Source organism: Streptomyces sp. NPDC033131, from assembly GCF_055578365.1.
In genome coordinates this window covers 38028-58500 of record NZ_JBVIPA010000047.1, presented here as the reverse complement: position 1 = coordinate 58500, position 20473 = coordinate 38028, and the positions used below count along the sequence as shown (strand labels likewise).

Sequence of the window (20473 nt, the reverse complement as noted above, 5' to 3'; positions counted from 1 at the left end):
ACCTACTGAGGTGCTGGACCGGCACCTGCATCACCTGCGGCCACCCCCTCAAAACCCGCAGAACCAGAACGAGAACCTAACGAAGCACTACTAGGAGCTGTCCGGCCGATCATGCTGCTCGTTAGGGTTCTGGTGTGTCGAAGACCAGCGTGGGCAACGAGACCGAGAGCATGCTCTGCCTCTGGGTGGAGCCCTGGGGAACTGATCACTGGATGCGCCCCGGCGAGGAGTTCACTGTCGTGACGGCGTCGGATCCCGAGGAGTCACCGTTCAACGTCGTTGTCCATGCTCAGGGCATCACAGTGTGGGTGAACTCGGCCAATGACGCTGAGGTCGTCGACAAGAACGGCAGCCTCGTGCCGTGCGGGCATCAGCGCCCCGCCGATCTGGGATGGTGACGGGACTCATTGTTCCTCAGGACCGCAGCCAGATGACGAGCGAGGCCGCGGTGACGGTGCCGAGGAAGACGTAGCCGCGCTTGTCATAGCGAGTTGCGACGGCTCCTCGTCGAACCCCGGTGGCCGTCCGCCTCGTGATCCCTTGCGCAGGCGGGCGGTCTGGCTGTCGGCCTTCTCCGGGATCGTGTGCCGGATGCCGCGTCGCCGCAGGTACTTACGGCAAGGACCGTTGCTGTAGGCCTTGTCGGCCGCGACGCTGTCCGGCTTCTTGCGGGGTCTGCCCCGTCCGCAGCGGGGAACCCGGATATTCTCCAGCACCGGCACGAACTGGGTGCAGTCGGCCCGCTGCCCCGGTGTGACGATCAGGGACAGCGGGCGGCATCGACCGTCCGCGCTCAGGTGAATCTTGCTGGTGAAGCCGCCGCGCGAACGACCGAGGCCTTCGCCTCCCGCACCACCTCCACCAGCCGGCCGACGAGGCTCTGCCACGGAGTTTCGTCCTGATGTTCCAGCGTCTCGTCCCTCTTTGCGGTCACCCCTGGTTGGCGCCTGTCAACGTCGGTCGGCGTGGACCGGCTCGGTCCTCGATCCTCGGGGGTGTCGCGCCGGACCGTTCACCTCGCCCGCGGCACACCTCCGTGGTGCGATGGAACGGGGGGCAGGAAGAAGAGCGTGATGGCCCTACCAGCAGCGGAGCGCACGAGTGGCGCGGCCCCGGTGTCGGTCCGCCCGCTGGATGAGGCGGACCTGGATCGGGCCGATGAGATCTGCAGGGCCGCCTTCGGGACCTTCCTGGGGGCACCTGATCCGTTCGGGACCGTCGACTACGTCCGCACCCGTTGGGCGGCCGATCCACAGGCCGCGTTCGCGGCGACGGTCGAGGGCGAGGTGGTGGGATCGAACTTCGCCGCCAACTGGGGCAGCGTCGGGTTCTTCGGACCGCTGACCGTACGTCCGGATCTGTGGGACCAGGGCATCGGCAGGCGGCTGATGAAGCCGGTCATCGACTGCTTCGACGCCTGGGGGAATAGCCACCTCGGCCTGTTCACCTTCGCGCACAGTCCCAAGCATCTCGAGCTCTACCGCCGGTACGGTTTCTGGCCTCGATTCCTCACAGCCATCATGAAGAAGCAGGTCACAGACGCTGCCGCGGTCCCCGGCCGGGTGCTCTACGGCGAACTGTCCGCCGCCGAGCGGCCCGACGCACTGAGTCTCTGTCGCGCACTGACCGGAGACGTGTACGAGGGTTTGAGCCTGGAACGCGAGATCGTGGCCGCGCACGCGCAGGGACTCGGTGACACCATCCTGCTCCATGGCGCCGGCTCCGAGCTCGACGGCCTGGCCGTCTGCCACTGCGGAGCCGGGTCGGAGGCCGGCGTGGACGTGTGCTTGATCAAGTTCGGCGCCGTGCGCCCTGGTCCGGAGGCCGCCGACCGGTTCGAGCGACTGCTCGACGCATGTGAGCGGCTGGCCGCCGAGCGCGGGCTGGGGCAACTGGACGCCGGCATGAACCTGGGTCGCCCGGATGCCTACCGGCGCATGATCGACCGCGGTTTCCGCACCTGGTTGCAGGGCGTGACCATGCACAGGCCAAGCGAACCCGGGTACAGCCATCCTGAGGCGTATGTGATCGACGACTGGCGTTGACGCGGTCCGCGGCTCCCCTGCGCGGATGCCCCGGTCGCCTCACATACCTGCCGTCGTACCTGCCGGCGTGCCTGGCGTCGTCACCCGCCCGAGCCCGCCCCGCCCCGCCCCCTTGACGGTCCGCCCTCACCAGCCGGTCTATGCCATCGGCTGCTCCAGCCGGTCCTTGAGTAGTTGCTTGTCGCGCGGGAGCTCCTTGCGCATCTGCGGGCGGGCGACAAGAGGGACGAGGACCTTGCCGAGGCCGTGGCCTTCGAAGTCGATGTCGATCGTCACTCGGGACCGCCGCCCCTCGTCGAGCGGTTCGATCTCACCGTGGACGCGCGGCCTGACGGGACCGTCGACACCGTGCAGGCTCCAGCTGTGTGGCGGGACGTGCTCGTCGAACTCCACGGTCATCGGCATCTCGCGGCTGCCGATCCGCCGGAGGACCCGGACCTGGGAGCCCTCGTGCAGCGGACCCTTGTCGAGCCGGCGTGCGGAGACCGCGCTCAGCTGCCAGTCCGGCAGGTGGGAGGTGTCCGTGACATACGTGTAGACGTCGTCGGGGCTGCGGTCGATGTCGATCACTTCTCGGATGGCGGACATGGCGCCCTCCTTCCACAGTGAACCCGTTTGCGGGCTTACACCGGAATCGTCCCACTCGGCGGCCGGAGAGGCCATCGCCCGGAAACGCGAGGGGCCCCCGCAGAAGCGAGGGCCCTCACGAGCACGGCGTACGAGGATCAGCCGGAGCCGACGAAGATCACCATTAGCAGCCACACCACGGGAGCCGTCGGCAGGAGCGAGTCCAGACGGTCCATGATGCCGCCGTGTCCGGGGAGCAGGGTGCCCATGTCCTTGATGCCCAGGTCCCGCTTGATCATCGACTCGCCGAGGTCGCCCAGCGTGGCGCTGGCCGCGACCGCGAAGCCCAGCACCACGCCCTGCCACCAGGTGCCGTCGTCGATCAGGAACTCCATGGACAGCGCGCCCGCCACCATGGCGAAGCTCAGCGCGCCGAGCAGGCCCTCGCGGGTCTTGCCGGGGCTGATGCGCGGGGCGAGCTTGTGCTTGCCGAAGCGCCAGCCGATGGCGTACGCCCCGGTGTCGCTGACGACGGTCAGGAGCAGGAACGTCAGTACACGACGCGGGCCGTCGTCCGCGGTGAGCATCATGGCGACGAACGTGGCCAGGAACGGGACGTAGAAGGCCGCGAAGACGCCCGCGGTGACGTCCCTGAGGTAGCCCTCCGGCGGTTCCGTCATCCGCCAGACGAGGACGGCCAGCGCGGTGAGCGCCATCGCCACCCACGCGCCCTCTGCACCCCGGACATACCCGGAGACGACCATGGCCGCACCGCCGAGCGCGAGCGGGACGAGGGGCGCCTTGATGCCCTTGCGCTCCTCGAGCCGCTTGGTCAGCTCCCAGACACCGACCACGACGGCGACCGCGATCACACCGACGAAGAGAGCCTTGACGACGAACAGCGACGCGACGATCACCACGCCCAGACCGACGCCAACCCCTATGGCCGCACTCAGGTCACGTCCCGCGCTCTTCTTCTGCGGCGCGGACGCCGGCTGCGAGGAGTCGGGCATGGGCTCCGGATTCTGCGGCGCCGTCCGGTGGGACGACGTCTGCGGCATGTCGTAAGGGCCGTAGGACGGGGCCTGCGGCGGGTCGTACGGCCGCGACTGCCGTACCTCGTACGGCGGCTGCGGCGTCTCGTCGCGGAACAAGGGGCCGCTCAGCCGAGCGGCCCCCCGGTCGTCATCCTGGTCTCCGCCATGTGCGGGTACGTCGGGCACGATGGGCATGGGGCGAGTCTGCTGCGCGTCATGCGCATCGTACGTGGGACCCGCCGGGTCGGCCCTCTGGACAGGCCCCTGGTCGGTGGGCTGCCAGTACCCGGCAGATGGCCCGGTGTGTGGCGGAGAGCCCCAGGAAGAGTCGTTCATCAGACCTCGAGCAGCTCCGCTTCCTTGTGCTTGAGGAGCTCGTCCACCTGGGCGACGTACTTGTGGGTGGTGTCGTCGAGCTCCTTCTCCGCACGGCGGCCCTCGTCCTCGCCGACCTCGCCGTCCTTGACGAGCTTGTCGATGGAGTCCTTGGCCTTGCGGCGCACCGCGCGGATGGAGACCTTGCTGTCCTCGGCCTTGCTCCGGGCGACCTTGATGTAGTCGCGGCGGCGCTCCTCGGTGAGCTCGGGGAACACCACCCGGATGATGTTGCCGTCGTTGCTCGGGTTGACTCCCAGGTCGGAGTCGCGGATCGCCTGCTCGATGTTGCGCAGCGCGCTCTTGTCGAACGGGGTCACGACCGCCATGCGCGGCTCCGGCACGGAGAACGAAGCCAGCTGGTTGATCGGCGTCGGCGCGCCGTAGTAGTCGGCCACGATCTTGTTGAACATCGCCGGGTGCGCACGGCCGGTGCGGATCGCGGCGAAGTCCTCCTTGGCGACCACGACGGCCTTCTCCATCTTCTCCTCGGCCTCGAGGAGGGTCTCTTCGATCACCACTTGCTCCTGCGTGTCTTGAGTAGGCCCGGCTGCTGTTCCTTGGTGAGGGCGGCGGCCGGCTTCGTCGCGTCTTCTTCCTGCACGGTTCCCGACCGGCAGGACATTGTCCATCCCTCCGGTCGGGGTCATCAGCCCTGGCTGACTTGGTCACCCACCAGCGTGCCGATCTTCTCACCCTTGACGGCGCGCGCGATATTGCCCTCGGCGAGAAGCTCGAACACCAGGATCGGGAGCTTGTTGTCGCGGCACAGCGTGACGGCGGTGGCGTCGGCGACCTTGAGGTCACGCGTGATGACCTCGCCGTAGCCGAGGGCGTCGAACTTGACCGCGTCGGGGTTGGTCTTCGGGTCGGAGTCGTAGACCCCGTCCACGCCGTTCTTGCCCATGAGGAGCGCCTCGGCGTCGATCTCCAGGGCGCGCTGGGCGGCGGTGGTGTCGGTCGAGAAGTACGGCATGCCCATACCGGCGCCGAAGATGACCACGCGGCCCTTCTCCAGGTGCCGGATGGCGCGCAGCGGGATGTACGGCTCGGCGACCTGTCCCATGGTGATGGCGGTCTGCACCCGGGACTGGATGCCCTCCTTCTCCAGGAAGTCCTGGAGGGCGAGGCAGTTCATGACGGTGCCGAGCATGCCCATGTAGTCGGACCGGGCGCGGTCCATGCCTCGCTGCTGGAGTTCCGCGCCACGGAAGAAGTTGCCGCCGCCGATGACGACGGCGATCTCCGCGCCGTCCCGCACGACCGCCGCGATCTCACGGGCGATCTTGTGCACCACGTCGGGGTCGACGCCCAGGCCCCCGCCACCGGCGAACGCCTCTCCGGACAGCTTCAGCAGAAACCGCCCGCGTACTTTGCCGTCGTCGCTCTTCTGGGGCTTGGTGGTCATGGCGTTCTCCTCATGGTGCACATACGAGGAGGCCATTGCCGGTGGGGTGTCGTTCGCAACCCATGCGCGGCAATGGCCTCCTCGTCAGATCTGCTGTCGTCCGCCACACATGTGACGGCGTACGCGGACGACTGCTGCCGACCCTATCGGGGTCGCGCGTCGATCGCGGTACGGACTCAGATGCCGACCTTGATGCGCGAGAAGCGCTTCAGGGTGACACCCGCCTCGTCCAGAACCTTCTGGACGGACTTCTTGTTGTCCAGCGCGTACGGCTGGCCGAGCAGCGTGGCGTCCTTGAAGAAGCCGTTGAGGCGACCCTCGACGATCTTCGGCAGGGCGGCCTCGGGCTTGCCCTCGGCGCGGGTGGTCTCCTCGGCGACGCGGCGCTCGGACTCGACGACCTCGGCCGGCACGTCGTCCTTGGAGAGGTACTTCGGCGCGAAGGCGGCGATGTGCTGGGCGACGCCCTTGGCGATCTCGGCGTTGGGCTTGTCGAGCTCGACGAGGACACCGATCTGCGGCGGCAGGTCGGGCATCGTGCGGTGCATGTACGCCGTCACGAAGCCGTCGGAGAACTGCGAGAAGCGGTCCAGGACGATCTTCTCGCCCAGGTTGGCGTTGGCCTCGTCCACGAACGCCTGGACGGTCTTGCCGGGCTCGATCTCGGAGGCGAGCAGCGCCTCGAGGTCGGCCGGGGCGCTCTTGGCGACGTGCTCGGCGATCGCGGTGGCGACGGCCTGGAACTTGTCACCCTTGGCGACGAAGTCCGTCTCGCACTTCAGCTCGACGAGGACACCGGAGGAGTTGTCGTCGGCGATGATCGAGACCACGGCGCCGTTCTCGGCGGAGCGGCCCTCGCGCTTGGCGACGCCCTTCTGGCCCTTGATACGGAGCGCCTCGACGGCCTTCTCGACGTTGCCCTCGGCCTCGTCCAGTGCCTTCTTGCAGTCCATCATGCCGGCGCCGGTGAGCTCACGGAGCTTCTTGACGTCGGCGGCGGTGTAGTTCGCCATGATTCTGGAATCTCTCTCGAAGTCTGAAGGTCTACGGGCGCCGGACGGCGGGGGCTTCGTGGGCCCCCGCCGTCCGGAAACCCGAAGGTCGTGAGGGGTCAGGCCTGCTCGGCGGCCTCGGCGGCGGGGGCTTCGGCGGCAGCCTCGGCAGGGGCCTCAGCAGCGGCCTCGGCCGGCGCCTCGGCGGGGGCCTCAGCAGCGGCCTCGGCCTCAGCGGCAGGGGCCTCGGCAGCGGCGGGGGCCTCGGCGTCGTCGGCCTTCTTCTCGCCCTCGAGCAGGTCGCGCTCCCACGCGGCCAGCGGCTCGCCCGCGGCCTTGTCGCCCTTGCCCTCGGTGGCGACACCGGAGCGGGAGATGAGGCCCTCGGCGACCGCGTCCGCGATCACACGGGTGAGCAGCGTGACGGAGCGGATCGCGTCGTCGTTGCCGGGGATCTTGTAGTCGACCTCGTCGGGGTCACAGTTGGTGTCGAGGATGGCGACGACCGGGATGTTGAGCTTCCGGGCCTCGCCGACCGCGATGTGCTCCTTCTTGGTGTCCACGATCCAGACGGCGCTGGGAACCTTGGACATCTCGCGGATACCACCGAGGGTCTTCTCCAGCTTGGCCTTCTCGCGCGAGAGCACGAGAAGCTCCTTCTTGGTCAGACCGGACGCGGCGACGTCCTCGAAGTCGATCTGCTCGAGCTCCTTGAGGCGCTGCAGACGCTTGTAGACGGTCGAGAAGTTGGTGAGCATGCCGCCCAGCCAGCGCTGGTTGACGTAGGGCATGCCGACGCGGGTGGCCTGCTCGGCGATGGCCTCCTGCGCCTGCTTCTTCGTGCCGACGAACATGACCGTGCCGCCGTGGGCGACGGTCTCCTTGACGAACTCGTAGGCGCGGTCGATGTACGACAGCGACTGGAGCAGGTCGATGATGTAGATGCCGTTGCGCTCCGTGAAGATGAACCGCTTCATCTTCGGGTTCCAACGACGGGTCTGGTGACCGAAGTGGACGCCGCTTTCCAGCAGCTCCCGCATCGTGACGACGGCCATGGCCGTTCTCCTTGGTGTTCTCGGTTGTGCCGCGCGTGCCGGGATGGCACTCGCGCCTGACGCCCGCGATGCGCCTTGCCACTAGGGACCGAGAGGCGCTGACACCGGCTGTTTGACGGCCTGATGTCGGGGCGTGCGAAGTCGACCCGGTGACCCGGATCGCCAGAAGAAGTGTACGGGACCCGGGAGGCACCGGGTGACGCCGCTGTCCACAACCGGGGGAGTGGTCCACAGGCCCCGGCCACGATCGAGGCGGGTGCGGGACGGTTCTCGCATGCGAGCGATGCGATGTGTGCGAGGCACGGGTACGTGGACGGGGTTGCTGCTGCTTCTCACGGCGACGGTACTGATCTGCGCGCCCGAGCCGAGCAGCCGGCCGACCCCTTTCGGCCCGGCGGCCACGGACACCTCCGTCCCGCCCCTCGGCCGCACCTGGCCCGTGGGCACCCGCCCGCCCGTCCTCCGGGGCTGGGAACCCCCGGCGACGGCGTACGGCCGCGGCCACCGGGGCATCGACCTCGCGGCCGCCCCCGGCACACCGGTACGAGCGGTGGCGGCGGGCCGGGTGTCCTTCGCGGGCCGGGTGGCGGGCAAGGGGGTCGTCTCGGTGGAGCTGCCGGGGGCGGGCGCCCCACCGCTGCGAACGACGTACGAGCCGGTACGGGCGTCGGTGAAGAAGGGCGAGGCGGTGGCGGCGGGCGAGGTGGTGGGCACGGTGGAGCCGACCGGCTCCCACTGCACGGGCACGTGCGTGCACTGGGGCCTGAGAAGGGGCGACACCTACCTGGACCCGCTCTCCTTGCTGCCCCCGTGGCTGCTCACCGGAGGACCGTCGCGACTTCTGCCCGTGATCGGCGTACCGATGCCGCCATGATCAGCCGTCGTGACTGCCGACAGCCGACGCCGTTCGTCCGCGAGCAGTCACACCGCTGAGACGAACGACCAGACGCGGGCGGCACGCATGGCGCTGCTGCGCGCTGCTCGCGCCGACGAGGGTGAGGTCACCCGGCCCCCGCGCACGCATGGACGCGGCCGACACCCCACCGACGCCGGACCGCAGTCCGCGGGCCGTCCTGCCGCAAAGGGCGGCACGGGTGGGCGCGGGCGGCACCCCGGCAGCGCCGGGCCGCTGTCCGCGAGCAGTCGTGCCGCCGAGCGAACAGCCAGACGCGGACGGCACGCGTGAGCACGGCCGACACCTGACCGACGCCCGGCCGCTGTCCGCCGGCGTCTTGCCGCCGAGCGAACGGCCACACGCGGACGGCACGCGTGAGCGCGGCCCACACCCCACCGACACTCGGCCGCAGTCCGCGGGCCGTCCCGCCGCTGCCGCGGCACGGGCGGGCATGGCCGACACCTCACTGACACCCGGGCGCAGTCCGCGGGCAGTCGTGCCGCTGGGGCGGCACGGGTGGGCGCGGGCGGCACCTCGGCAGCGCGCCGGGCCATGCGACTCGCCCCCGCCGGCCACGGCCGACGTCAGCCCTGGACGCCCCGCAGCGCCATGGAAACCGCCGCTTCCGTGATCACCGAAGGCTCCTCCGCCGCTCCCAGCTCGATCCGCCGCACAGCCGCGTCCACAACCCCTTGCAGCAACATCGCCGCCATTCGAGGCTGCGCGTGCCCGATCTCCGCCAACGCCTCGACGATCATCGCCACGAGCCCGCCGTGCGCGGCCCGGATCTTCTCCCGGGCCCCCGCGTCCAGCTCACTCGCGGAGATCGCCACCACCGCCCGGTGACGCCGGTCCCCGACAAGCGCCAACTGCTGCCGCACATAGGCCTCGACCTTGCCCTCGGGCGCCTGGGCCCGCTCCATCGCCGACGACACCTCCGCCGCCCAGACGGGGAAGTCGACCTCGCACAGCTCCTCGACCACGGCGGCCCGCGACCGGAAATACTCGTACACCGACGACCGCGCGAGCCCCGTCCGCTCGGCGAGGGCCGGGAAGGTCAGCGCCTCCGTCCCACCCTCGGACAACAGGGAACGAGCCGCGTCCAGCAGGGCGGCTCGCTGCATCGACCGGTGCTCGGCCACGGAGGCCGCTCGAATCCTTGGCACTCAACCACTCTACGGACGGACCACCGCCGACGGGAACGACTCCTGTCGCCTCGCCGCCTCAGCGACCGAAACTCGCCAGCTTCGCCCGCAGCTGGAGCACCGACTTGGTGTGGATCTGACTCACCCGGCTCTCGGTCACTCCCAGCACGTTCCCGATCTCGGCGAGCGTGAGCCCTTCGTAGTAGTAGAGCGTCACCACGGTCTTCTCCCGCTCGGGCAGCGTGTTGATCGCCCGTGCCAGGAAGCGCCGCAGCTCCCGGTCCTCGGCCACCTCCACGGGATTGTCCGCGGCGGTGTCCTCCAGCGTGTCCATGAGGCTCAGCCGGTCGCCGCCCTCACCGCCGACGTGCAGCAGCTCCTCCAGGGCCACCACGTTGGCCAGCGACAACTGGCTGAAGACCGCGTGGAGGTCGTCGACCGCGATGCCCATCTCGGCGGCCACCTCCCCCTCGCTCGGCGTCCGCCGCAGCCGCGCCTCCAGCGTGGCGTACGCCCGCTCGACGTTGCGCGCCTTCTGCCGCACGGACCTCGGGATCCAGTCCAGTGCCCGCAGTTCGTCGATCATCGCGCCCCGGATCCGGGTGATCGCGTACGTCTCGAACTTGATCTCCCGGTCGACATCGAACTTCTCGATCGCGTCGATGAGTCCGAAGACCCCGGAGGACACGAAGTCCGCCTGCTCCACGTTGGGCGGCAGGCCGACGCTCACCCGTCCCGCCACGTACTTCACGAGGGGCGAGTAGTGCAGGATCAGCTGCTCGCGCAGCCGCTCGTCCCCCGTCGCCTTGTACGACCGCCACAACTCGTCGAGCGTCGAGGGAGCGGGCGGCCGCACGCTGCCACCCTCGCGGGCGGCTGGGGGGATCGCCGCCCGGTCGGACCCGGAGGTGTGCTGGGGCATTCGTCGCCTTGTGTCGTTCTGCCGTGATGTGGGGGTGCCTGGGTGAGCTGTCGGACTGATGTCGTTCTGATGTCGAGTCGCCTGTCTGTGGCGGAATCCACGTGAGCGTAGCGTGACTGAAGCGTCGCAGTGCGCGAACGGCGTGCCTCGCACTGTGCGCAGATACGTTCCGCTGCCGCCCCACCGTGTCGCATCCGTCGCTCTGAGTGATCATCGAATCGCGTCAACTGCGGGGATTTCCAAGGGCATCAGGGTTCCCCCGGACGGCCGAACACGCTCGGTCAGCACCCGCGTCCGTCACCGCCCGCGGAGATCATTGCCTGGCGTGTCAACTTCCAGCCGTCGCCGTGTCGTTCGACGTAACCAAGTGCTCGGAGTTCGTACAGTCTCGCGACCGCGTCGTCCCGGGTCGTCAGCGCGCCGCGCGCGATCTCGTCCGGCGTCGCCGCGCGGCGACCGGGAAGTGCGGCCAGGACCCGCCGTGCCGCCGCGTCGAGGAGGTCGCGCGGTAGCACGGGCCCGCGCCGGTCCGGGGCCAGCTCCCCCATGTCACCGACCAGCTCGACGACTTCCGCGGCGTCGGTGACCAGTACCGCCTCTCCCCGCAGCAACTCGTGCACGCCGGCGGACAGGCCGCTGGTGGCCGGTCCGGGCACGCCCATGGTGTGGCGGCCCAGACGCTGTGCCGCACGTGCCGTGACCAGCGAACCGCTGCGATGGGCGGCCTCGATGACGACAGTGCCTCGGGTGAGCGCGGCGATCACCCGGTTCCGCAGCACGAATCTGCTCGGGGTCGGGTGGTCGCCGGGCGGCAACTCACCGATGACCAGGCCCTGTTCCGCGATCCTGGTGATCAACTGGGTGTGTCCGCGCGGATAGGGCCGGTCCACCCCGCAGGCCAGTACGGCGACGGTGGCACCGCCGGCGCCGAGGACCCCGCGGTGGGCGGCGCCGTCGATTCCGTAGGCACCGCCGGACACCACGACCCAGCCGCGTTCGGCGAGGTCCGCGGCGAGGGTGGCCGCCATGTGGGCGCCGTATTCGGTGCAGGCGCGGGCGCCCACGACGGCCACCGAGCGGAGCGCCCACATGCGCAGGCTGGGACTGCCCCGCACCCACAGCCCGAGCGGGCGGGCGTCCCCCAGGTCGTCGAGCTGTCCCGGCCACTCGCTATCGCCCGGACCGACGAACCGCACACCGGCCTCCCGCGCGACGGCGAGATCCCGGCCGGGCTCGGCTCCCGCGACCCGGCCGACCAGCCCGGTCCACCGCTTGTCGCTCACCCCCGGCAACGGCACCTCGCCGTTCCGCAACCGCCGGACCACCTCCCCCACGCCGTACTCCCGCACCCACCGCCCGGCGATCTCGTCGCCGGGCTCGACGACCCGAGTGAGGAAGACCCGTCCGAGCAGTTCACCGTCCGGATCGTCGCCGATGTTCATGTCAGCGCTCCGATGGCCATGGGGACGCCTCGTGGTACTCCCGTACGCAGTTGCAGCGCCAGGGCGACGTCCGTCGCGTCCGGACGGTCGTGGCCGACGAGGTCCGCGACGGTCCAGGCCACGCGCAGCACCCGGTCGAGCCCGCGAGCGGTCAGGACGCCCCGCTCCAGGTTGCGCTCCGCGTCGTCCATGGCACCGGCCACGGCATGCCAGCGGCTGCGCAGCTCGCGTCCGGGGATGTCGCTGTTGGTGCGCCACGGCGTACCGGCGAGACGGGCCACCGCTCGCTCCCTGGCCTCCCGGACCCGGTCGGCCACCGTGGCCGTGGACTCACCCCGGGCGCCCCGCTCGGTCAGCTGGGCACGTGTGACCCGGTCCACCTCGACCCGCAGGTCGACCCGGTCGAGGAGAGGGCCGGACAGCCTGGCCTGGTAGCGCCGGATCGAGGAGGGCGGGCACTCGCACAGGTCGTCCGTCTGGGAGAAGCGGCCGCAGGGGCACGGGTTGGCCGCCAGCACCATCAGGAACCGCGCCGGGAAGCGCACCACCCCCGCACTGCGGGCGATCACGACATGGCCCGCCTCCAGCGGCTGCCGGAGGGCGTCCAGGGCCCGACTGCTGAATTCGGGGGTTTCGTCCAGGAAGAGAACGCCTCGGTGCGAGAGGGACACCGCGCCGGGCCGGGCGATGCCGGGACCCCCGCCGACCAGCGCCTGCATCGTCGCCGAGTGGTGCGGGGCGCAGTAGGGCGCGACGTCGATCAGGGGCTTGCCCGCAGGCAGCAGGCCCGCGACCGAGTGCACCGCCGTGACCTCCAGCGACTCCTGGCGGTCGAGCGGCGGCAGGAGGGCGGGCAGCCGCTCCGCGAGCATCGTCTTGCCCGCCCCCGGCGGTCCCTCCAGGAACAGGTGATGTCCGCCCGCCGCGGCGACCTCCACGGCCGTCCGTGCCGACGTCTGGCCCACGACGTCGGCGAGGTCGTGGTCGAGCTGTGCGGCACCCACGCCGTGCATTCCCGTGGCCGCGCCGGTGCCCGGCACCCGCAGGCCGGCGAGGAGCGGGTCGGGGCGGCCCATCTCGTCCGGCTCCTCCTCCGGCACCGGCTCGTCCGCGAGGACCGCGATCAGCTGCCGCAGACTGCGCACTCCCAGCACGGACACACCGGGCACCAAGGAGGCCTCGGCGGCGGCACACTCCGGCACCACCACCTGCTCGTAGCCGGCGTCCGCCGCGGCCAGTACCGCCGGGAGGATGCCCCGCACCGGCCGCACCCGGCCGTCGAGTCCCACTTCTCCGATCATCACGATGTCGGCGAGCACCCGTGGATCGATCCGCTCGGCCGCCCCCAGCACCGCGGCCGCGACGGCCAGGTCGAAGCCGCTGCCGCTCTTCGGGACGGACGCCGGGCTCAGGCCGACCGTCAGCTTCTTCTGGGGCCACGAGGCGCCCGAGTTGACCACCGCGGCCCGGACCCGGTCCCGGCTCTCCGTCAGGCTCTTGTCCGGCAGTCCCACCAGGGTGAACGCCGCGACCCCCGGTTCCAGGTCGGCCTGGACCTCGACCACCACGCCCTCGACGCCCACCAGCGCCACCGAACACGTACGTGCGAAACCCATCTCAGGCCACCCCCCGCACATGCTCGACCACGGGTGCGCCGCGGCTGGGCAGGACGACTCCCACCACGTCGATGCGGACGCCTCCCGGCGGTGCCCCTCCGTGTGCGTGGATCCAGCGTTCGGCCAGGCCCCGCAGCCGCTGCGCCTTGTCGGGGGTCACCGCGGCCATCGGGTGCTCGAAGAACCCGGCCCGCCGCGTCTTGACCTCGCAGACGACCAGAACGTCGCCGTCCCGCGCCACGATGTCGATCTCACCGGTCCTGCCGCAGCGCCAGTTGCGCTCCAGGAGCGTCATTCCGGCCTCCGCCAGCCGCCGCGCGGCCAGCGTCTCGCCGTACTTGCCGAGTGCGCTGCGTGCCTGATGTGTGTTCATGTCGGCACCACCTCCGGCGCCAACCGTCACGCAACCGCCCCCAAGAAGTGGATCTTGGTGGACTACTCGGCGGTTGTGGAAAACCCCGTCACCCCGGCGGGGGAAATCTCAGCGGACCGACCTCGGCCGGCCCGAGCAGGCCTCAGCCGTCCTCAGCTGCCCGGCATCTCCAGATCACTCTTGTTCAGCTCCTCGATGTTCACGTCCTTGAACGTGAGCACCCGCACCTGCTTCACGAACCGAGCGGGCCGGTACATGTCCCACACCCAGGCATCCGCCATGGACACCTCGAAGAACACCTCACCCTGGACCGAGTGCACCTGCATCTCGTAGTCGTTGGTCAGATAGAAGCGCCGCTCGGTCTCGATCACGTATTTGAACAGACCGACGACATCGCGGTACTCCCGGTAGAGCTTGAGCTCCATCTCGGTCTCGTACTTCTCGAGGTCCTCGGCGCTCATGGCATGTTCCCCTTCAGCCGTGCGATCCCACCATTGTGCGCCAGTCCCGCGAGCCCCTAGACGATCTCGGTGTCCAGGGTCACGGGCCCGGCCGGGGGACCTTCGTCGAGCAGCCTGCTCAGCAGCTCGGCGAGTCTGGTCGGATACACCGTCTCATGTGCCTGGCTCAGTTCCCGACACGTCCACCAGCGCGCTCCGGCGACACTGCGCCGTTCCAGTTCGGTCAGCCCTCCGGCCTCGGTGACCGTCTGGGTCGTACGGGCCAGGTAGTACCACTCGTCCTGGTCCCAGCGGCGACCCGCGAACGGGAAGGAGCACATCCGCCGCCACAGGACCGGGCCGAGCTCGACCTCGGTGATGCCGGTCTCCTCGGCGAGTTCCCTGAGGGCGGCCTCCTCACGAGTCTCGTCGCCCTCGATGCCGCCGCCGGGCGTGAACCACCAGTCGTCGGCCGGGTCGTCCGGCTCGTGACCGTGCAGGAGAAGGATGCGGTCGTCGGGGTCGAGCAGGACGACCCGGGCAACTTTCCGCAGACCGCCCTTGTACGAGTCCTGGCCCGTGTCCGGCGCCTCAGCGGGCACCGGAAGGCTCCGTCCGCGTCCGGGAGCGGCCGCCGAACAGCTTGGCGACCGGGCCGTACGCGCCACCGCCGAGGACGAGCACGCCTCCGCCGACGATCAGCGCGACGATCGTACGGAGCGGACCGGGTGAGGACAGCGCGCCGAGCGTCTCGAAGCCGCTCGGCCGCTCCAGCATGCCGTTCATGGGCCAGACGACGGCGTCCACCCGGGCCGACACGGCGCTCCGCGCCACCGTGCCACGGGCCGCGTCGCTGAGGTGGGCGGTGGAGTCCAGGGAGCCCGCTCGCTCGTCACCCAGCAGGAACAGCCGGCCCTCCGGAACCTTCACGGCCGCGAAGCCCGTGATCTCGGCCGCGCTGCCAGCGGGCAGATACGGCTCGTCGATCTGCTTGCCGTTGACGGTCAGCTTGCCCTCGGTGCAGCAGGCCACGGTGTCGCCGCCGACCGCGACCACCCGCTTGACCACGGGGGCGTTGGTCACCCAGCTCTCGTCCGTGAAGACGACGACGTCGCCACGGCGTATCTCACCGCCGTCGATGCGCTGGGCCAGGACCCGGTCGCCGGCGTCGATCGTCGGCGTCATCGAGCTGGTGGGCACGGTGTACGGGCGGTAGGCCACCGCTGCCCAGGCGAAGCCCCCGAGGAACAGCACGAGGCCCAGTGCGACGGCCAGTCCGGACAGTCTCTGTCCGGTCCGGCTGCCCACCGGGCCCGTGTCCGTGCCGCCGCTGCGCGGGGCTGTACGCGTCGTGCTCTCGCCACCCATGGGTCCGCACCCTACCCGGCGCTACCTGACCCGGTCAGCCCTCCGGCCCCGACCAAGGTCACAAGCTGTACGAGGGTTTTGTCGAGCCTTGACCTCAGCGGGTCTCGGCCACCGCGATCTTCCGACGGCGCCACAGCGCCACCGGCACCACGCCGACGAAGGCGAGCGCGTTCGGCGCGACCGTCAGGGCCGCGGACGCCGCCGACTGGGTGTTCAGACCGGACTGGTCGAAGGTGTCCGGGACGGGCAGGGTGCCCCAGCGGTTGATCGGCCAGGCCTTCACGATGGCGCGGCCGACGACCTCGCTCACCGGGACCATGCCGTGGTGCCTGTCGTTCTGGTTGTAGCGCGAGTCGCGCGAGTTCTGCCGGTGGTCGCCCATGACCCAGATGGAGCCCTCGGGGACCTTCACCGTGAACTGGCCGCCCTGGTCGTCCTGGCTGCACGGGGTGTTGCCCGGGTAGACGTACGCCGACTCGTTCAGTGCCTTGCCGTTGACCTTCAGCGGGCCGGTGCCGTTGCACGAGACGGTGTCGCCGCCGACGCCGACGACCCGCTTGATCAGGTCCTTCTCCGACGGGGACGGCATCAGGCCGATCCAGCTGAGGAACGTCTGCACGGCGTTCGGGTTGGTCGTCGGCTCGCCCGCCAGCCAGTTGTCCGGGTCGTGGAAGACGACCACCTCACCGCGCTCGGGCTCGGAACCGAACCACGGGGTGAGCTTGTCGACCAGGACGCGGTCACCCTCCTGGAGGGTGTTCTGCATCGAGTCGGACGGAATCGAGAACGCCTGCACCAGGAACGTCTTGATCAGCAGCGCGAGCACGAGCGCGATGCCGATGAGGATCGGCAGCTCCTTCCAGAAGGAGCGCGGCTTCTTCGCCTTGGAGGACGAGCCGCCGCGTCCCTGATCGTCCGTTCCGGTCTCGTCGGTCCTCCTGCCGTCCTCGGCCGCCCCGGAGTCATTCCCGGAGGTCACGGCGCTGTCCGCGGCCGGGACGGCTGATTCCGCGGGTCGCCCGCGGTGCTCCTCGCCGTCGTGTCCGGACCGTGCGCCAACCGCCACATCCCCCACGCCAACTCCTCACTCTGTGCCGCTGCCTGCCCCACGTTCGGCGCAGGCCCACCACTCCCATAACGAGCGGGAGTTCCGCAGGGCTCGGGAGTTGGATAGATGCGTTCGGATCGTCGTGAGCAACCCTAAGCGACAGCTCGGGAGCCGCGGTCGCCCCGGACCCCGAGTCGGACACGGATGCGTAGGTTTTCGGCTCCTCGAGCGTGGTCCAGTGGCCGAAGGGCCAGGCGATGACCCTGGCGCGTCCCACCACCGAGTCCTCGGAGACCGTGCCGCCGTAGTCGGTGTTCTGGTGTGCGCGGGAGTCCGCGGAGTTGGCCCGGTGGTCACCCATCACCCACAGCCGCCCCTGCGGGACGGTGATGTCGAACTGTGTCGTGGACGGGGCGTTTCCGGGATACAGGTATTCCTCGACCAGGGGAACGCCGTTGACGGTGACTCGCCCTTGCGTGTCACAGCACGTGACACGGTCGCCACCCACGCCGACGACCCGCTTGATGAGGTCCTTCTCGTCGTCGGACGGCAGCAGGCCGATGAAGGTGAGCCCCTCCTTGACCTGCTTGACGACGATGGGGTCGTCCTTCTTCGTGGTCGTCTGCTCGTCGTTGAGCCAGCCGCCGGGGTCCTTGAAGACGACGACGTCCCCGCGCTCGGGCTTGGAGCCGAACCACGGGGTGAGCTTGTCGACCAGGACCCGGTCGCCGATCTGGATCGTCTGCTCCATGGAGCCGGACGGGATCACGAACGCCTGGACGAGGAAGGTCTTCAGGACGAGGGCGATGAGGACGGCGACCCCGACGAGAAGGGGTATCTCCTTGACCGCGCCGCGCCTGCGGCGCCGCTTGACCTTCCGCTGGAGTTTCCGCCTCTCGGCGCGGGAACGGCTGCCGGTCGGGGCGGAGGAGCGGCGGGAGCCGGTGGGCAGCAGGTTCTCGGCCGCGCTGGCGGGCGCACCGCGCGGTTTGCCGCGGTTACCCATGGGCGCCGCCCACCGGGTCCGGCTCGCTCGGCTCCGGGCCGGGCACGCGCGCGTAGGCACCGGGGCGGTGCAGGCGGGTGAAGTGGCCGGTGGGCCAGACGATCCAGTCGGCCCGTCCGATGACGCCGCCGAGGGGAATCATGCCGCCGCCCGGTGAACCCAGGTGGTCCCGTGAGTCGCTGGAGTCGCTGCGGTGGTCACCGAGGACGAACAGGGTGCCGGCGGGCACCTCGACGTCGAAGGGCACCGTGGAGGGGCTGTCGCCGGGGTACAGGAACGTCGACTCGTCGACCGACCGGCCGTTCACCTCGATCCTCCCCTCCCTGTCACAGCAGACCACGTGGTCTCCCCCTACCCCCACAACGCGCTTGACGTAGTCCCCGTCCCCGAAATACCCCGTTCCGTCGAACACGACAACATCGCCGCGCTGCGGTTCGGAACCGAAACGGTACGCCAACTTATTTACGAGAACGCGGTCCCCGATCCTCAATCCGCTTTCCATGGATCCGCTGGGAATCTGGAAGGGCCGCACCACGAAGGTGCTGAGCAGCAGCAGGAACAGCAGGCAGAGCAGCAGGGTCAGGGTGATCCGTCCGCCGGGCAGCCATTCGGCTGCCCGCGACACCAACGCGGAACGCGACCGGTCCTCCGGCCCTCCTGAGTCCGAGATCTCCTCGGCGTCGGAAGGGCGGGAGGAGCGGTCGCGCTCCGTCGGCTGTGCTTCGGTGTCCATCGGGGCCAGATGCTATCCGGCCCCGCTGTGGGACTCCGCGCGCGATCAGTTGTCGCGCTTCTCCTTGATCTTCGCGGCCTTGCCGCGCAGCTCGCGCAGGTAGTAGAGCTTGGCGCGACGCACGTCACCGCGGGTGACGAGCTCGATCTTCTCGACGATCGGGGTGTGCACCGGGAAGGTGCGCTCGACGCCGACGGAGAAGGAGACCTTGCGGACCGAGAAGGTCTCGCGGACACCGGCGCCCTGGCGGCGGATGACTACGCCCTTGAACTGCTGCACACGGGAGCGGTTGCCCTCGATGACGCGGACGTGGACGTTGACCGTGTCACCGGGGCGGAAGGCCGGGACGTCGGTGCGCAGCGACGCGGAGTCGACGGAGTCGAGCAGGTGAGACATTTCGTCTGCTTTCCTCGCTGATGCCACAGGTCATCAACGGAAACTAGGTTCTTTGGGTGGAGTTGCGCGGATCGGGGCGGGCGTCGTATCCCCCTGTGGCAGGGGCGCACGCCGGACGACGCACAACAGCGGCCTATTCTTCCACGCCCTCTGGCCTGCGCCAAAATCGTCCGTACGGCTCCCCTGCCGGATCCGGCGCCCAGCCCAGGATGGAGAGCATCTCGCGGTCCTTCTTGTCGAAGACCTTGGGCTCGCAACGCTCGATCAGATCGGGCCGGTTGGCCGCCGTGCGCTTGAGGGCCTCGTCGCGGCGCCAGCGGGCGATCTTGCCGTGGTGGCCGCTGAGCAGCACGTCCGGGATGCCGCGCTCACGCCATCGGGGCGGCTTGGTGTAGACGGGGCCTTCCAGGAGGTTGGCCATGGCCCCGGGCGCGAAGGAGTCGTCCTGGTGCGACTCGGCGTTGCCCAGGACTCCGGGCAGCAGCCGGGCCACGGCCTCGGTGACGACGAGTACGGCCGCCTCGCCGCCGGCGAGGACGTAGTCGCCGATGGAGACCTCGTAGACCGGCATCCGGGTCGCGTACTCGTCGATGACGCGGCGGTCGATGCCCTCGTAGCGGGCGGGTGCGAAGACCAGCCAGGGGCGCTCGGAGAGCTCGACGGCGAGTTCCTGGGTGAAGGGGCGGCCGCTGGGCGTGGGGACGATCAGCGCGGGCGCGTGGGAGCCCGTCTCGTAGCCGTCCGCGAGGATCTCGTCGAGTGCGTCGCCCCACGGCTCGGTCTTCATGACCATGCCCGGACCGCCGCCGTACGGGGTGTCGTCGACCGTGTTGTGGCGGTCGTAGGTCCAGGACCGCAGGTCGTGCACGCGCACGTTCAGCTGTCCACGCGCGCGTGCCTTGCCGACGAGGGAGACGTTCAGGGGTTCCAGGTACTCGGGAAAGATCGTGACGACGTCGAGCCGCATTACGCCTCTTCCCCGGAGGCGTCGTCCCTGGAGGACGCGATCACCGCGTTGTCGTCGATCAGGCCCGGCGGGGGATCGATGACCGCCCGCTGCTCCTCGAGGTCGATCTCGGTGACGATCTCCTCGACGAAGGGGATCATCACCTCGCTCCCGTCGGCCCGCTCGACGATGAAGAGGTCCTGGGACGGCAGGTGCGAGATCTCGGTGATCCGGCCCACCTCCACGCCGTCCTTGGTGACGACGTCGAGGTCCATGAGCTGGTGGTCGTAGTACTCGTCCTCGTCCTCCGGCAGTTCCTCCGGATCGACCTCGGCGATCAGGAGGGTGTTGCGCAGCGCCTCGGCGGCGGTGCGGTCACGCACGCCCTCGAAGCGCAGCAGGAGGCGCCCGCTGTGGACGCGGCCCGTCTCGATGGTGAGAGGACCGGTGGCGGCCGGCTCGGTGGCCAGGACTGCGCCGGGGGCGAGCCTGAGCTCCGGCTCGTCGGTACGTACCTCGACGGTGACCTCGCCCTTGATGCCGTGGGCGCGGCCGATCCGTGCGACTACCAGCTGCACTGTGCTTGCTCTCCTGTCATGCGACGGGCCGTTCGACGTCGGACATACGACATCGGGCCGGGGACGGCCCAGTGGCCCTCCCCGGC

23 protein-coding genes and 1 pseudogene are annotated in these 20473 nt (G+C 69.9%); 3 read left to right on the top strand and 21 right to left on the bottom strand.

What is annotated here, in order from left to right; genetic code table 11:
* The first annotated feature begins 134 nt into the window (after window positions 1–134).
* Window positions 135–398: a hypothetical protein gene (locus ACZ5XS_RS38820; RefSeq protein WP_468659499.1), complete on the top strand. Its 264-nt coding sequence runs from the start codon at window positions 135–137 to the stop codon at window positions 396–398.
* A gap of 102 nt (window positions 399–500) precedes the next feature.
* Here ACZ5XS_RS38820 and ACZ5XS_RS38815 read toward each other — a convergent pair.
* Window positions 501–836: pseudogene (locus ACZ5XS_RS38815) on the bottom strand (transposase); the annotation flags it as partial.
* Window positions 837–1073: 237 nt separating this feature from the next.
* On the opposite strand from ACZ5XS_RS38815, the gene ACZ5XS_RS38810 reads away from it, so the two are divergent.
* Window positions 1074–2045 (top strand): GNAT family N-acetyltransferase, encoded by a 972-nt coding sequence (locus ACZ5XS_RS38810; protein WP_468659497.1) that lies wholly within the window; start codon window positions 1074–1076, stop codon window positions 2043–2045.
* Between the two features lie 138 nt (window positions 2046–2183).
* Here ACZ5XS_RS38810 and ACZ5XS_RS38805 read toward each other — a convergent pair whose 3' ends face one another.
* The 6 genes from ACZ5XS_RS38805 to rpsB all read right to left on the bottom strand — a co-directional run bounded on the left by ACZ5XS_RS38805 (window position 2184) and on the right by rpsB (window position 7479).
* Complete coding sequence (locus tag ACZ5XS_RS38805; RefSeq protein ID WP_468659495.1) at window positions 2184–2633, bottom strand: SRPBCC family protein; 450 nt, start codon at window positions 2631–2633, stop codon at window positions 2184–2186.
* Window positions 2634–2770: 137 nt separating this feature from the next.
* The gene (locus ACZ5XS_RS38800) at window positions 2771–3985 is read right to left on the bottom strand and encodes a phosphatidate cytidylyltransferase (RefSeq protein WP_468659493.1); all 1215 of its coding nucleotides are present in this window, start codon (window positions 3983–3985) and stop codon (window positions 2771–2773) included.
* The gene (gene frr / locus ACZ5XS_RS38795) at window positions 3985–4542 is read right to left on the bottom strand and encodes a ribosome recycling factor (protein WP_217234641.1); all 558 of its coding nucleotides are present in this window, start codon (window positions 4540–4542) and stop codon (window positions 3985–3987) included. The genes ACZ5XS_RS38800 and frr overlap by 1 nt, the downstream gene beginning before the upstream one ends.
* Window positions 4543–4673: 131 nt before the next feature.
* A complete protein-coding gene (pyrH, locus tag ACZ5XS_RS38790) occupies window positions 4674–5432 on the bottom strand; it encodes a UMP kinase (RefSeq protein ID WP_217234642.1) in 759 nt (252 codons plus the stop codon).
* A gap of 176 nt (window positions 5433–5608) precedes the next feature.
* On the bottom strand, window positions 5609–6445 hold the full coding sequence (tsf, locus tag ACZ5XS_RS38785; RefSeq protein WP_217234643.1) for a translation elongation factor Ts: 837 nt from the start codon (window positions 6443–6445) through the stop codon (window positions 5609–5611).
* Between the two features lie 98 nt (window positions 6446–6543).
* Window positions 6544–7479 carry a 30S ribosomal protein S2 gene (gene rpsB / locus ACZ5XS_RS38780; RefSeq protein ID WP_468659491.1) on the bottom strand — a complete coding sequence of 312 codons (936 nt, stop codon included), beginning with the start codon at window positions 7477–7479 and terminating at the stop codon, window positions 6544–6546.
* Between the two features lie 283 nt (window positions 7480–7762).
* Here rpsB and ACZ5XS_RS38775 point away from each other — a divergent pair, with 283 nt between their 5' ends.
* Window positions 7763–8353: a murein hydrolase activator EnvC family protein gene (locus ACZ5XS_RS38775; RefSeq protein ID WP_468659503.1), complete on the top strand. Its 591-nt coding sequence runs from the start codon at window positions 7763–7765 to the stop codon at window positions 8351–8353.
* Between the two features lie 605 nt (window positions 8354–8958).
* Here the strand turns inward: ACZ5XS_RS38775 and ACZ5XS_RS38770 are convergent.
* From ACZ5XS_RS38770 to rimM, 14 genes are all read right to left on the bottom strand, one after another.
* On the bottom strand, window positions 8959–9516 hold the full coding sequence (locus ACZ5XS_RS38770; protein ID WP_468659501.1) for a TetR/AcrR family transcriptional regulator: 558 nt from the start codon (window positions 9514–9516) through the stop codon (window positions 8959–8961).
* Between the two features lie 82 nt (window positions 9517–9598).
* On the bottom strand, window positions 9599–10441 hold the full coding sequence (gene whiG, locus ACZ5XS_RS38765) for an RNA polymerase sigma factor WhiG (protein ID WP_217234646.1): 843 nt from the start codon (window positions 10439–10441) through the stop codon (window positions 9599–9601).
* Between the two features lie 281 nt (window positions 10442–10722).
* Window positions 10723–11883: a DNA-processing protein DprA gene (dprA, locus tag ACZ5XS_RS38760; RefSeq protein ID WP_468659489.1), complete on the bottom strand. Its 1161-nt coding sequence runs from the start codon at window positions 11881–11883 to the stop codon at window positions 10723–10725.
* Window positions 11880–13499, bottom strand: coding sequence for a YifB family Mg chelatase-like AAA ATPase (locus ACZ5XS_RS38755; protein ID WP_468659487.1), 1620 nt, complete (start codon window positions 13497–13499; stop codon window positions 11880–11882). Before ACZ5XS_RS38755 ends, dprA begins: the two co-directional genes overlap by 4 nt.
* Window position 13500: 1 nt before the next feature.
* Window positions 13501–13872: a YraN family protein gene (locus ACZ5XS_RS38750; RefSeq protein WP_468659485.1), complete on the bottom strand. Its 372-nt coding sequence runs from the start codon at window positions 13870–13872 to the stop codon at window positions 13501–13503.
* A gap of 152 nt (window positions 13873–14024) precedes the next feature.
* A complete protein-coding gene (locus ACZ5XS_RS38745) occupies window positions 14025–14333 on the bottom strand; it encodes a DUF2469 domain-containing protein (protein WP_217234657.1) in 309 nt (102 codons plus the stop codon).
* A gap of 56 nt (window positions 14334–14389) precedes the next feature.
* A complete protein-coding gene (locus ACZ5XS_RS38740) occupies window positions 14390–14914 on the bottom strand; it encodes an NUDIX hydrolase (RefSeq protein ID WP_468659483.1) in 525 nt (174 codons plus the stop codon).
* Window positions 14904–15680: a signal peptidase I gene (gene lepB / locus ACZ5XS_RS38735; RefSeq protein ID WP_468659481.1), complete on the bottom strand. Its 777-nt coding sequence runs from the start codon at window positions 15678–15680 to the stop codon at window positions 14904–14906. The genes ACZ5XS_RS38740 and lepB (ACZ5XS_RS38735) overlap by 11 nt, the downstream gene beginning before the upstream one ends.
* A 94-nt stretch (window positions 15681–15774) precedes the next feature.
* Window positions 15775–16755: a signal peptidase I gene (gene lepB, locus ACZ5XS_RS38730; RefSeq protein WP_468659479.1), complete on the bottom strand. Its 981-nt coding sequence runs from the start codon at window positions 16753–16755 to the stop codon at window positions 15775–15777.
* Window positions 16643–17734 (bottom strand): signal peptidase I, encoded by a 1092-nt coding sequence (lepB, locus tag ACZ5XS_RS38725; protein WP_468659477.1) that lies wholly within the window; start codon window positions 17732–17734, stop codon window positions 16643–16645. Before lepB (ACZ5XS_RS38725) ends, lepB (ACZ5XS_RS38730) begins: the two co-directional genes overlap by 113 nt.
* Complete coding sequence (gene lepB / locus ACZ5XS_RS38720) at window positions 17727–18467, bottom strand: signal peptidase I (protein ID WP_468659475.1); 741 nt, start codon at window positions 18465–18467, stop codon at window positions 17727–17729. Before lepB (ACZ5XS_RS38720) ends, lepB (ACZ5XS_RS38725) begins: the two co-directional genes overlap by 8 nt.
* Before the next feature lie 45 nt (window positions 18468–18512).
* Entirely contained in the window at window positions 18513–18863 is a 351-nt protein-coding gene (gene rplS, locus ACZ5XS_RS38715; RefSeq protein WP_217234663.1) for a 50S ribosomal protein L19, read from the bottom strand.
* Window positions 18864–18996: 133 nt separating this feature from the next.
* Entirely contained in the window at window positions 18997–19830 is an 834-nt protein-coding gene (gene trmD / locus ACZ5XS_RS38710; protein WP_468659473.1) for a tRNA (guanosine(37)-N1)-methyltransferase TrmD, read from the bottom strand.
* Window positions 19830–20387, bottom strand: coding sequence for a ribosome maturation factor RimM (rimM, locus tag ACZ5XS_RS38705; RefSeq protein WP_468659471.1), 558 nt, complete (start codon window positions 20385–20387; stop codon window positions 19830–19832). The genes trmD and rimM overlap by 1 nt, the downstream gene beginning before the upstream one ends.
* Window positions 20388–20473: the final 86 nt, after the last annotated feature.

Coding starts and splice junctions, on each gene's coding strand:
- whiG (WP_217234646.1), bottom strand. CDS start 10,441: ATGCCCCAGCACACCTCCGGGTCCGACCGGGCGGCGATCCCCCCAGCC.
- ACZ5XS_RS38775 (WP_468659503.1), top strand. CDS start 7,763: ATGCGATGTGTGCGAGGCACGGGTACGTGGACGGGGTTGCTGCTGCTT.
- ACZ5XS_RS38750 (WP_468659485.1), bottom strand. CDS start 13,872: ATGAACACACATCAGGCACGCAGCGCACTCGGCAAGTACGGCGAGACG.
- tsf (WP_217234643.1), bottom strand. CDS start 6,445: ATGGCGAACTACACCGCCGCCGACGTCAAGAAGCTCCGTGAGCTCACC.
- trmD (WP_468659473.1), bottom strand. CDS start 19,830: ATGCGGCTCGACGTCGTCACGATCTTTCCCGAGTACCTGGAACCCCTG.
- ACZ5XS_RS38810 (WP_468659497.1), top strand. CDS start 1,074: ATGGCCCTACCAGCAGCGGAGCGCACGAGTGGCGCGGCCCCGGTGTCG.
- ACZ5XS_RS38805 (WP_468659495.1), bottom strand. CDS start 2,633: ATGTCCGCCATCCGAGAAGTGATCGACATCGACCGCAGCCCCGACGAC.
- dprA (WP_468659489.1), bottom strand. CDS start 11,883: ATGAACATCGGCGACGATCCGGACGGTGAACTGCTCGGACGGGTCTTC.
- ACZ5XS_RS38755 (WP_468659487.1), bottom strand. CDS start 13,499: ATGGGTTTCGCACGTACGTGTTCGGTGGCGCTGGTGGGCGTCGAGGGC.
- rplS (WP_217234663.1), bottom strand. CDS start 18,863: ATGTCTCACCTGCTCGACTCCGTCGACTCCGCGTCGCTGCGCACCGAC.
- lepB (WP_468659481.1), bottom strand. CDS start 15,680: ATGGGTGGCGAGAGCACGACGCGTACAGCCCCGCGCAGCGGCGGCACG.
- ACZ5XS_RS38745 (WP_217234657.1), bottom strand. CDS start 14,333: ATGAGCGCCGAGGACCTCGAGAAGTACGAGACCGAGATGGAGCTCAAG.
- lepB (WP_468659475.1), bottom strand. CDS start 18,467: ATGGACACCGAAGCACAGCCGACGGAGCGCGACCGCTCCTCCCGCCCT.
- pyrH (WP_217234642.1), bottom strand. CDS start 5,432: ATGACCACCAAGCCCCAGAAGAGCGACGACGGCAAAGTACGCGGGCGG.
- lepB (WP_468659477.1), bottom strand. CDS start 17,734: ATGGGTAACCGCGGCAAACCGCGCGGTGCGCCCGCCAGCGCGGCCGAG.
- ACZ5XS_RS38800 (WP_468659493.1), bottom strand. CDS start 3,985: ATGAACGACTCTTCCTGGGGCTCTCCGCCACACACCGGGCCATCTGCC.
- rpsB (WP_468659491.1), bottom strand. CDS start 7,479: ATGGCCGTCGTCACGATGCGGGAGCTGCTGGAAAGCGGCGTCCACTTC.